The following is a 12,440-nucleotide window of genomic DNA, read 5'->3' as shown; positions in this document are numbered from 1 at the left end:
AGTTTTTTCTATAATTGTTTTTCTCCACTCAAACTAAGTAATATCTGGCTTGGAAGATAAAAAAACCAAATTAAAGGTAAAAATACATTTTCTAAATTTTCCACTTGCTTTATACTCAATAAATAAAAACTAATATTAGAAAAGGCCACATTTAAGTCACATAAAAAGAATAAAGTAATACCTATGCTTATAATTTTACAGGTTTTCTTTTCAAAAAAATTATTATTAAATGTTCCATAGGCTCTTATTAAGCTGTGAATAAGCAATAAAGCATATATAAAAGCCATGGATAGTAAAGTGTTTTCCTTTGAAAATAAATTTAGTCTTTTTAAAATTATAAATAAAAATAAATAGAATACAAACAGATAGATATCTCTATACTTAAATCTCACTTTTCCATTTACATCCTTAAACCTGCCATGTCGTATTGTATATAAACTTTGAACAATTATAAAAAATAAAATACCTAATTTAAATTCTTCTAGAACAAGCATATTAAAATCTGCTAAAACCGTAAAAAATAAAGCTAATCTTAAAATAAATAAATCTTTTTTATCATATATATTTTCTCCTATAGATAAAGTAATAGCAAAACATACAACTATACTAATAAACTTTATATTTGTAGAATATTTATATAGATTTTTAATTTTTAAAAAGTCTACACTTAATATAAATAAATAAATTATTAAATTTAAACCTACTAATATTTTAGTGATATTATTCTTAATATTCCTTATATTCACCCTTTTCACTCCCATACTTTTTAACAATACTTATATTCTTAACATTTAATTTGACTTTAATATTATATATGCTAAATAAAACCCACTGACAACAAGTCAGCAGGTTAATTATTTTTCATTTAATTTTTATTTCTAGTTCCCTGTTTTGCCGCTATTTTGCTAGCATTTCCTCTATCCATATATCCTGTAGTAGAGTTTCTGCTATTTTCACTGTTAGTTATAGCACTTTGATTTTTAGACTTTATATCTAAATCCTTGCTCACAAAATCACATCCTTATATATTATTGAAATTCACTATATATTATTCTCAAAATAACTTTATATTATTTTAAAATGATTTTATTACAATTTTTTCAATTATATTTAAAATTTTTTAAATATTCTTTATTTTATATATTTATTTATATGGTTAAATGTTATAATTTATACAATATATAAAGAATTGAGGGATATAATGAACTTGTTTTTTAAAGACATAACTATTGATAATTTTTATGACTGTATACTACTAAGTACTAATGATAATGGCAGTCATTATGTATTTGAAGAGTTTGTTGATTCAGTAGCATTTTCTATAGCCATATCAAAAGTGGAACCTAAGCTTAAACCTAAAATTATATTCGTAGAAGAGGATATGATAGGATTTACTTTATATGGATACTGCGATATGGAAAAACACTATAAGATTTGGACTATTTTAATAGATCATAGATTTCAAGGAAAAGGTTTTGGGAAGGCTGCATTAAAAAAAATTATAAAAGAATTAAAAAATAATAAAGATTGTAATGAAATTTATCTTAATTTTCATCCCAAAAATATAAGAGCAAAAAAACTTTATGAATCTTTAGGCTTTAAATATACGGGCGAAAAAATATGGATAAACAAAAAACTTTATGAAGATGTTTACTCCGAAATTTATGAAGGAATAAATTACGAATTGTTATATAAATTAAGTTTATAGTTTATATTAAAAAAATTATATAATTATATTCCAGACAGATTTAAATAGCATATAATTTTTAAACTATATATATTTAAATCTAAAAAAGAATATTAAAAATTAGATTAAAATAAAAAAACACTATCAATTCTAATAGATTTTGATAGTGTTTATTTATAGTTATTAAATTTTATCCGATGACTACCCGCTCTAATACTCCCATCTTCTTCAAAGTGGGAGTAAAGAGCGGATACGTCCCTGGATAACGATTTCTAAGCTTCAGAGGGAGTGAAAACTCCCTCTAAAGCCAAGAACTCTGTTTATCAGTGAATTCTCCTATGACAAAAATATATTTTAAAACAGTTTTTTATATTAAATAAAACCCATATGTTTACTTATAGTTTTATAAACTGCATTTTCATTATTGTTACCAGCTATGAAATTAGCCTTTTCTTTTACATCCTCTGGAGCATTTTCCATAGCATAACTATAATAAGCTTGCTTAAACATGGTTATATCATTATAATAATCTCCAAAAACCATAGTATTATCTTTTTCTATATTAAATTTTTTCTGAAGTATTTTTATGGCATGTCCTTTACTTACCTCTTTATTCATCATATCTATCCATTTATCTCCTGAAGCAACAAATTGAAGATTCTTATTTAAATTTTCTTTTAAATAATCTAGCATAGGTGCTTTAATACCATCTTTAACATAATAACTTATCTTTTGAACAGGCTTGTCTACTTCATCAAAGGATTTGTATTCTATATAAGGTACATTATAAAAACTAAACTCTTTTTTAATACTTTCAGAAGGATTTACAACAAAAGCTTCATTTTCTCCTCCTAAAATTAATTCTTCTCCAAAATTTCTTTTTAATTTTTCTACTGATTTTATATACTCTTTGTCTATATAATTAGCATAAAGAGTTTGTCCGTTTTTACTATATTTTATAAGAGCTCCATTATGAGCTATAAGTATCATATCTTCCTTTACACTATTGAAATTTTCATTTAATTGAGAATAAAACCTTCCACTAGCTGCTGCAAACTTTACCCCATTTTTATGTAAATCGTTTATTAAATTAAACACCTTATTATATATTTTTCCTTCACTATTTACTAATGTTCCATCTAAATCTGTGGCTATAAATTTTATCATTTTTTCCTCCTATGTTTTATGGTAATTTTATATTTAAAAATCCCATATGATTTTTATATTTAAAAAATATGTTTTTTCTACTTTCCTATTATATCACAACTAGAATATTTGTTTAGTTAAAGCTTATATACTTTCATATTGTAAATTAATAAATATGAAACTCTAACTAGTAATACATATAAATGAAGAAACCTCAATAAAAGTAAAAATAATAAAATAGAGTCTATAAAATCTTATGTATTATTTATTATAAGAAAAATAAGCCTGCATCTTATATAAATTAACATAGGATACAAGCTTCACTTCTTAATTTTTATCCGATGACTACCCGCTCTAATACTCCCATCGCACTCTGTGAAAGCGATTCGCACCAAATCGAAGATTTGGACTCTCTGCTTTTCTTCAAAGTGGGAGTAAAGAACGGATACGTCCCTGGATAACGATTTCTAAGCTTCAGAGGGAGTAAAAACGCCCTCTGAAGCCAAGAACTCTGTTTATATTTAGCTATTTTTTTCTGCTGCTTCCACTATATGTTTTAATAACAGGGTTGTTGTAACACTTCCCACTCCTTTTGGAACTGGAGTTATAGCTCCTACTTTTTCTTTTACATTTTCAAAATCTACATCTCCACATAGTTTTCCATTTTCATCTACATTAATACTTACATCTATAACTATAGAATCTTCATTAAAATATTCCTCTTTTATTAGTTTAGCTTTTCCTATAGCTGTCACTACTATATCTGCCTTTTTAGTTATGGATTGTAAATCTATAGTTTTTGAATGACATACAGTAACTGTGGCATTATGAGCTAATGACATCATACTCAATGGTTTACCCACTACCATACTTCTGTTTATAATGACTATATTCTTTCCTTTTAAATCTATATCATAATATTTTAACATTTCTATTACAGCCTCTGGAGTACAAGGCATAAATCCATCTAAATCTCCTTCAAATATCCTTTCTAAATTTAAAGGATGCATACAATCCACATCTTTATTTAATGATATAGAGGAGTTTATTATATTTTCATTTAAATGTTTAGGATAAGGTCTAAAAACTAATATACCACTAATATCCTTTTCATTATTTAATCCTTCCATTAGTTTCAAAAAATCTTCTTCTAATATATCTTCCTTTAATTCTTCTACCTTAGTTTCTATATTTAATTTTTCACAACTTTTTATTATACTTCTTTCATAAGCTATATCGTCCTGTTTATTCCCCATACGTAAAATTGCTAGCTTAGGTATTATATTTTTTTCTTTTAATTTATCTATTCTTAATTTTAAATCTTCCTTTATTTTTAAAGCTACTTCATTTCCATATAATATTTTAGTCATTATTCATTTCCCCTTATTAAATTTTCTACATAACTATAAACTTTATCTGCCTTAGTTGAGTATTTAGAAACTAATGTGTTGATTTCTTCTTCTAAAGAATTTTTTATATCATTATTTTTCATCATACCAGTATTTATATATACATTTAGCTTAGAAGCTTCTAATGCTGTTTTGCAAAACAAAACTCCTACACCTACATCACTTATAGCAATTCTAGTTCCCTTTTTAGCTAATTTATAATGAAGGTCTATGGTCTCTGCTGCACATTTAGCTATTTCTAATGGTACTAAACTAGCTTTATATAAAGCCTCTTCCATAATTTTATCTTTATAATCTTTTTCCTCTTCTGTATTTTTAGGTAATCCATAAGCTTTAGATAATGGATAAAACACCTCAGCATCTTTATTTACTAATTCCTCTAATTTCTGTATTAAGACTTCTCCTTCTTTTAATATTTCCTTTACATCCTCTTCTACATCTTTATATTTTTTCTTACCTATAGTAAGATTTGCTACCATATTACCTAAGGCCATACCTAAAGCTCCTACATAAGCACAAGCACCGCCTCCACCTGGTACAGGTTCCTTAGAGGATAAAATATCTATAAATTCTTTACAACTTTTATCTAACATAAAAATCCACCTACCTTATTAATTTATTCTTATTATAGCAAATACTAAATGCTATATTAAATTAATTACACTTCTTATAATACTAATATATATTATACATTATTTTTATATTATATTATTATAGGATTTAAGGTTTTATTAATATTGAAAAATTTATATTTAACTACTTTTCATTTTCTAAGATTTATATATAAAATTAGCTCAAAATAAATTTAACTTTAATATAATTTTAATGAAGTCAGATTTAAAACTTATTAAGGAAATGAATTGGCTTATGAGCGTATTCTTTATCTTTGCGGTGTTAGAATCTTATTTTTTTCTAAGGAAATTATTAAGTTTGTCAGAGTTTCATTTATAGGTGTCTCTATATTAAATTTACTTCCTTCTTTTACAATAGATCCATTTATAGTTTCTATTTCTGTTTTCTTATTATTTAAAACATCTTGTAACATAGAGGATTTATTCTCTGCTGTTTTTAAGGCTACATTTTCTACTTTTTTTGTCATTTCTTCCTCATTAAAATTAAAACCCTTAGCATTAGCTACCTTTACTGCCTCTATAACTGCATCCTTCATAATTTTTTTTGTAGCCATTTCTTTTAAAATTTCACCATTTCTTATACCTAAAATAGCTGTTATAGCATTAATCCCAACATTTATAATAAGTTTATTCCAAATAAGTTCTCTAGGATCTTTACATATATGTGTATTAAAACCACTATGATTCAAAATATTTTCTAACCTTTTTAAAATATTATCTTCTTTTCCAGAAAACATGCCTATATAAGTATCCCCTGAACCTGCATGTTTTATATACCCTGCCTTTATAGTAGTACATCCTTCACCAGTAGTTCCTACTATTATTCTATTCTTATTTATATATTTTTCTATTTTTTCTCCATTACCATATCCATTTTGAAGAGTTAAAACATAGGTGTTTTCTCCTATTATATTTTTATTTTCTAAAATTGCTTCCTCTGTTTTTGTAGATTTTACAAATACTATTGCTAAATCTACTATACCTATATCCTTAGAATTTGTAACAGCCTTTGGATAAAACTTTAATTTTTTATCTCCTGTATCTATTACTAATCCCTCTTTATTTATAGTATTTATATGTTCTTCCCATTTATTAATTAAATAAACTTCCTCTCCACTTTTATGTAAATAAGCCCCATATAAGGATCCCATAGCTCCGGAACCTATTATAGCAATTTTCATATTCTCTCCCCCAAATTTATTATTTTTTATCCCATTTACATCATTTGTAATACTCTCATCACACTCTAAAGTTACTAATATTTAAATAAATAAAATAATTATACTAAGTAACCTCTACCTAAGCCTAAGATTTTAATCTTTTTATAAATTATATCACTATATGGTAATGAAAGCATAAAAAATTAGGCCCTTATTACCATAGGCCTAATTTTTTAAAATTTATGATTACTTCATATAAAATATTATAATTTGATTATTTAAACTTATTTATATGTTTATTACATGTATTTTTTATATTTTCTAAATTAAATTTAAATCTATTTTTAAGACACCTTATTAAAACTGTTTTAAATTATTTATTAAGCTTACTTAATTCTATAGCTAAATCTGAAGCTACAGCTACATTGTTATAAACTAATTGTATATTAGCTTCTAAACTTTTACCTTTGGTTATATCCTTTACCTTAGCTAATAAAAATGGTGTACTCTCTTTTCCTTTTATACCTTTTTCTTCTGCTTCTTTAACTGCATCATTTATAGCCTTTGTTATAGTATCGTAATCCATTTGATATTCCTCTGGTATTGGGTTTCCTATTACCATTCCACCTTTTAATCCTAAATCCCACTTAGCTTTTAAAGCTTCCGCTAGTTCTTTTGCTGTATCTACTTTATAATCTACTTTAAATCCACTTTTTCTTGTATAGAATGCTGGTAACTCTTCTGTACCAAACCCTACTACTGGTACCCCTTGAGTTTCTAAATACTCTAATGTTAAGCCTATATCTAATATAGATTTTGCTCCCGCACAAACTACTGCTACATTAGTATTAGATAATTCTTGAAGGTCTGCTGATATATCAAAGCTTTCCTGTGCTCCTCTATGAACTCCACCTATTCCACCAGTTCCAAAGACTTTTATTCCTGCCAAGTTAGCTACAATCATAGTAGATGCTACCGTAGTTGCTCCATCGAGTTTTTTAGCTAATATAAATGGTATGTCCCTTCTACTAGTTTTAACTACATCAGTTCCTTTTTTACCTAAGTATTCTATTTCGTCCTTTGTTAGTCCAACTTTTAATTTACCATTTAATATGGCTATAGTAGCAGGTATTGCCCCTTTATCTCTTATTATTTTTTCTACATTTAATGCGGTTTCTACATTTTTAGGATAGGGCATCCCATGAGATATTATAGTAGATTCTAAAGCTACTATAGGTCTATTTTCCTTTAAAGCTTCTGATACTTCTTTACTAATTTCTAAATATTTCTCTAACATATTCCTATCTCCTTCATCTTATTATTTATACTCCAAACTGACATGTTTGGATTTATAGTATCTTCATGGGATAAGGCTAGTATGGAAGCTGTCATTGAAAACTTAATAGTTTCTTCTAAAGAAAAATCTTTTAAATAACAATAGACCATAGCTGCCATAAAAGCATCCCCTGCTCCTGTTGCATTTATAACTCTAACTTTAGGAGTAGGTATTTTACCTTTGTTTTTTCCATCATTGTAATAAACCCCTTCTTCACCTAAAGTTATAAACACTCTTTTAACTCCCTTTTCTAAGAAAAACTCAGCTGATTTTTCTAAATCATCTTCCTTTTTTATAGGAATTCCAGACAATATCTCTGCCTCAATCCTATTTAATTTAATAGTATGGAACTTTCCTATAATATTTTTTATCTTTTTAGCCTTAGTAGTAGATACTGTATCTAAAAAGAATTTTACATTTTGATGATCGTTAACTATATATTCTATAATCTCCTGTGGTATATTAGTATCAATTATACATACACCTGAGTTTTCTATAACAGTTTTTTTACTTTTAATAAAATCTAGAGGCATTTTATCAAATATATCCATGTGAGCTATAGCAACCATCATATCCCCTGTTTCATCTAAAATTGAAAGATAGGTAGAAGTTGTATTTTCCCGCATTATTATAGAATGTTCCATATCCATACCTATAGTTTTTGCTTCTTCTAATATTTTGTTTCCATATATATCTTCTCCTAAAGCAGTTATAAGTTTTGTATTTATACCTAATTTAGTTAAATTCTCTCCTATGTTTCTACCTACTCCCCCTAAGGATATTTTACTCTTCCCTGGATTAGAATCTTTGTATATTAATTTATCATTAGGGAAACCTTGTATATCCATATTTGCTCCACCAATTATAGAAACATACTCTTCATCCTTTGAAACTATATAACCTTTCCCTAAAAGATATCCTTTTTTCAAAAGATTAGTTATATGCACTGCTGTAGAAGATCTTGTTATTCCTAGTTTCTCTGCTAAGTCCTTTTGGGATATCATTGGATTTTCCTTTATTAATTCTAAAATTTCTTTTTCTCTATTTGTCATATTTATCCCCTCAAAAACCGTTTACTTAAACAAAAGCTTATAAGATAAGCATTTGTTTAAGTAAATGATATCATATATTTTTTATCTTTTCAATATTTATTTTTTCTCACTTATATTTTATTATTAAATACTTTTATACCAAATAAATATTTCTAAGAATCCACTAAAAAACCTATATTAAACTTTAAAATAGATTTATAGACTATATAATTACCATATTTTTTAGTATAATTTAAACTATGTGCTTAAAAATTCATATTTATATAATATTTATTAGTATTGGATATCAACACTATAATATTTATACTAATACTAAATAACTATAAATTTACCTTATAATTAAAAAATAATTTTTAATAAAAACTATCATAGTATTTTATAATAAGGGGGATTACTTATGAAGGATTCTAAAGTATATTTTTTAATGATTTTATCTACTTTATTTTGGGGTGGAGCTTTTATTGCTGCAAAACTTTCTGCACCTTTTATTCCACCTTTCACATTGACCTTTTTAAGATTTTTAATAGCTACATTAGTGCTCTTTTTCATAATTATTATTAAAGAAAAAAACATATATAAACTAAAGAAAAAAGATATTCCAGTATTTTTATTTACAGGAATAGTAGGAATGGTTGGCTATCATATTTTCTTTTTTAAGGCTTCTACATACACTACAGCTACAAATTCATCTTTAATAGCTGCATCTAACCCTATTATAACCTGCATATTAAGTGTTATATTTCTTAAAGATAAACTAAGTTCAAAAGGAATTATAGGAATTATTCTTTCCTTTACTGGAGTTCTCTTAACCATAACTAATGGTGCTATAGCTAATATTTTTAATATTAATTTTAATAAGGGTGACATTTTAATGATAATAGCTGTATTATGTTGGGCTTCTTATGGGGTTTTTAGCAAAAAGGTAATGCCAAAATATTCTCCAATGACTTTAACCTTTTACAGTTTTTTATTTTGTACTTTATTTTTAATTCCTTTTGTCATATATGAGAAACCTTTATCTTTAATAAATAAGGTTCCCTATTATTCATATATAGCAATTTTATACATGAGCATCTTTGCTTCTGTTATAGGCTATTTAGTTCAACAAATATCCATAAAACAAATAGGGCCTTCCAAAACCTCTATTTTTGTAAATTTAGTCCCTATATCTTCTATAGTTCTATCAGCTATAATATTAGGTGAAAAAATAACTATAATAACAATTTTATCAACAGCTTTAATAGTTGCAGGAGTTTATATATGTCAAAAATCTAATTAACAAAACAAAATCATATATTAGTAAAAGGCCTATTAAAATAAAATAGATTTAATTTTAATATGGCAAATCACTAGTGTTCAGTAATTTGGGTTCTTAAAATTAAATCTATTTTGATATCTTTTATACTAAGATTTATATTTAAAATAATAATTTATTTTTGTAAATCTCTATAACATTTCCATTCCTTAACATACTCATCTAATACATTATGAAGAACTTTACCTATTTTAGAGTAAGCCTCATCATTTAAATTGGCAAGGGATATTCTAATGGACCACTCTGGTCCGTGAAATCCTCCTCCACCTAATAATACTATAGAAGATTTTTCTGCTAAGCGTAATAGTATGTCTACAGGTTTATAATTTTTTTCTAAATAATCACTAAAATCCTCTCCATAATTGCAGTGTGCCCACTGAAGCAAATCAAACTCTGTGTAATAAGAAGCATCATTTTCTTCTCTCTCAAATTTTATGCCTAAGCCCTCGTATAATAATTTTTGACGATGTCTACATATTTGCTGTGTCAATTGTTTATATTTACTTTCCTTATCTAATATTGCAAACACGGAAAAAAAGGCCATTTGAACTTGTTGTGGAGTAGATAATCCTGCTGTATGATTAAGAGCTACTTGACGACTGTCTGCCACTATCCTATCAATAAAAAGAATTTCCTCTGGGTTAGTAGAAAGAGCTCCATATCTCTTTCTCAAGGCTTCTTTTTTATCCTCTGGTAATTCTCTTATTAATTTATCAAATACATTTTCTTCATAAAGCGCAATGGTTCCAAGTCTCCATCCTGTTACTCCAAAATATTTTGAAAAAGAATAAACGCCTATAGTATTAAAAGCTAAATCCGCTACTAAAGAACGAAATTCGTCTACAAAAGTTCCATATACATCATCAGAAATTATCATTAAATTTGGATTGCTCTCATTAACGATTTGAATTATTTTATTTATAGAATCTGATTCTATGGCTACAGAAGGTGGATTGCTAGGATTAACTACAAATAGTGCCTTAATACTTGAATCTCTTAATTTTTCTAATTCCTCATCAGGATATTGCCAAGTATGGGTTCCATCTTCCTTTGTCTCTGTTGCACTAATTTTAACTACTTCAAAATTATAACGAGGTATTAGTGGTATTTCAAGATAAGGAGTAAATATTGGTGTCATAAGAGCTATTCTATCTCCTCTTTGTAACAACTCATTAGCAATTAAAGAATCGAATATATAACACATAGCCGCAGTAGCTCCTTCTACTGCAAACAAATTAAATTTACCTTTTAAGGGTTTATTATAACACATTTCTTGCATAAGATAGTCCTGTACTAATTTTTCAATATGAATTAACATTCTATCTGGAACTGGATAGTTGTCTCCAATAATTCCATCCGCTAGTTCATATACAAAACAATCTTTATCAAATCCTTTAAAATCTATACCATAATGAATTATATTATTTAAAAGTTCTATTCCTGGCTCCCCTTTATGTTTCTCTATGTATTCTTTAAATCTTTTATAAATGCCTTCTTTTTTTGGCATGCCTGCTAAAGCACCATCGCTCCATACTCTACGGGTTTCTTCTACTGCAAATTGACCAAAAGCAAAAAATGCCTCTCTAGGAGCTGCTGCTGTCCAATTTGGATTTCCTCTTCCTGCATCTAAAAGAGCATGGGCACTTTTTTCTATCTGACTTTCTTTAGCAAGACTAATTAATCTATCTTTAAGCTCAAAAGGGCTAATTTTACCATAAATATGTTCTAATTCTATACGTTGAATATTAGGATTATCCATTAAAAAATTCCTCCCTCTACAAATACAACTGCCAATTACAATAAAAGTCTTTTATTAAATTATGTTATCCAATGTTATAAAAACTATTCTTATGAAAAACATATACTAGTAATATATTGTAATAAAGATTATTGTATAAATTATCTGTTATATAAATTATTTATTGCAATGAAATATCTACAAAGAAATTATAACTTCATTACATATAATTATAATTATGGCAAATTTCTATGTCAAAGCATGTAAATTATTATTAATTATTAAATTATAAAAATAAATTAATTTAATGTTATAGAAAAACAAACTTTATAGGTTAATTATGTTATTTAATAAAGAAATTATTGAAATGTCTTATTAATGTGGTAAATTTGTAAAAACTTAAAAGTGCTGGTTTATTTACATAAATCAGCACTTTTAATATAAATTATATTTTTAATTTTTAGTATATTTGTTTACTAATATAAAAGGTGTCATAAAAAGAACTATAAACGCCATGGTGAATATAGGATATTTAGGTGTTTTATTTAAAAATAATAGTACAGCATAAATAAAAAAGCATATAGAAAGAAATAAATAATTTATTCCTAAAGCCTTAGAAAGCTTCTCTTTATCTGTTATCTTCCTATGTTCTCCAACATAAATTTTTATTTTCTTTTTTACTATAGAACTATATGCACAATATAGCATAAATAAGCACATTCCCCCATAAACAGTTATGTATATTAATCTAAGCATGCCAATCCTCCCTAACGATAATTAGATTATTAGCTACATTAATTATATCATCAAATTGGAAACATAAGTATAATCTTTAAAATGATTTTTCACTTTTATTAAAATTATATACTAGGTATTCATATATAAAAGCTTTTTAAATTTAGTAATAATAAAGCAGCCCCTAAGAGCTGCATATTATAAATTAATAAATTGGTGTATTAAATTCT

General features: G+C 26.2%; 12 protein-coding genes. 2 read left to right on the top strand and 10 right to left on the bottom strand.

Features of this window, described 5'->3' with window-relative positions:
- Positions 1-8: 8 nt before the first annotated feature.
- Entirely contained in the window at positions 9-761 is a 753-nt protein-coding gene (locus tag ACYUEW_RS11925; RefSeq protein WP_431603449.1) for a hypothetical protein, read from the bottom strand.
- A gap of 104 nt (positions 762-865) precedes the next feature.
- The gene (locus ACYUEW_RS11920; RefSeq protein ID WP_003487160.1) at positions 866-1,009 is read right to left on the bottom strand and encodes a hypothetical protein; all 144 of its coding nucleotides are present in this window, start codon (positions 1,007-1,009) and stop codon (positions 866-868) included.
- A gap of 192 nt (positions 1,010-1,201) precedes the next feature.
- Here ACYUEW_RS11920 and ACYUEW_RS11915 point away from each other — a divergent pair, with 192 nt between their 5' ends.
- Positions 1,202-1,708 (top strand): GNAT family N-acetyltransferase, encoded by a 507-nt coding sequence (locus ACYUEW_RS11915; protein ID WP_061328032.1) that lies wholly within the window; start codon positions 1,202-1,204, stop codon positions 1,706-1,708.
- Between the two features lie 351 nt (positions 1,709-2,059).
- Here the strand turns inward: ACYUEW_RS11915 and ACYUEW_RS11910 are convergent, their stop codons facing one another.
- From ACYUEW_RS11910 to ACYUEW_RS11885, 6 genes are all read right to left on the bottom strand, one after another.
- The gene (locus ACYUEW_RS11910; RefSeq protein ID WP_003490294.1) at positions 2,060-2,854 is read right to left on the bottom strand and encodes a Cof-type HAD-IIB family hydrolase; all 795 of its coding nucleotides are present in this window, start codon (positions 2,852-2,854) and stop codon (positions 2,060-2,062) included.
- A gap of 500 nt (positions 2,855-3,354) precedes the next feature.
- Complete coding sequence (locus ACYUEW_RS11905; protein ID WP_265228331.1) at positions 3,355-4,203, bottom strand: bifunctional 5,10-methylenetetrahydrofolate dehydrogenase/5,10-methenyltetrahydrofolate cyclohydrolase; 849 nt, start codon at positions 4,201-4,203, stop codon at positions 3,355-3,357.
- Positions 4,203-4,835 (bottom strand): cyclodeaminase/cyclohydrolase family protein, encoded by a 633-nt coding sequence (locus ACYUEW_RS11900; RefSeq protein ID WP_003490292.1) that lies wholly within the window; start codon positions 4,833-4,835, stop codon positions 4,203-4,205. The genes ACYUEW_RS11905 and ACYUEW_RS11900 overlap by 1 nt, the downstream gene beginning before the upstream one ends.
- Positions 4,836-5,122: 287 nt before the next feature.
- On the bottom strand, positions 5,123-6,055 hold the full coding sequence (locus ACYUEW_RS11895; RefSeq protein ID WP_460276837.1) for a ketopantoate reductase family protein: 933 nt from the start codon (positions 6,053-6,055) through the stop codon (positions 5,123-5,125).
- A gap of 352 nt (positions 6,056-6,407) precedes the next feature.
- Positions 6,408-7,331, bottom strand: coding sequence for a pseudouridine-5'-phosphate glycosidase (locus ACYUEW_RS11890; RefSeq protein WP_460276836.1), 924 nt, complete (start codon positions 7,329-7,331; stop codon positions 6,408-6,410).
- On the bottom strand, positions 7,325-8,422 hold the full coding sequence (locus ACYUEW_RS11885) for a PfkB family carbohydrate kinase (protein ID WP_460276835.1): 1,098 nt from the start codon (positions 8,420-8,422) through the stop codon (positions 7,325-7,327). Before ACYUEW_RS11885 ends, ACYUEW_RS11890 begins: the two co-directional genes overlap by 7 nt.
- Positions 8,423-8,819: 397 nt before the next feature.
- Here ACYUEW_RS11885 and ACYUEW_RS11880 point away from each other — a divergent pair, with 397 nt between their 5' ends.
- Positions 8,820-9,701, top strand: a complete 882-nt coding sequence (locus ACYUEW_RS11880) for a DMT family transporter (RefSeq protein WP_003487172.1) — start codon at positions 8,820-8,822, stop codon at positions 9,699-9,701.
- A 151-nt stretch (positions 9,702-9,852) separates the two neighbouring features.
- Here ACYUEW_RS11880 and aspD read toward each other — a convergent pair whose 3' ends face one another.
- A complete protein-coding gene (aspD, locus tag ACYUEW_RS11875) occupies positions 9,853-11,496 on the bottom strand; it encodes an aspartate 4-decarboxylase (RefSeq protein WP_460276834.1) in 1,644 nt (547 codons plus the stop codon).
- A gap of 432 nt (positions 11,497-11,928) precedes the next feature.
- Positions 11,929-12,231, bottom strand: a complete 303-nt coding sequence (locus ACYUEW_RS11870; RefSeq protein WP_003487174.1) for a hypothetical protein — start codon at positions 12,229-12,231, stop codon at positions 11,929-11,931.
- Between the last annotated feature and the right edge of the window lie 209 nt (positions 12,232-12,440).

The sequence above is a fragment of the Clostridium sp. CTA-1 genome (assembly GCF_054768215.1).
This window is presented reverse-complemented; position numbering and strand designations above follow the sequence as displayed.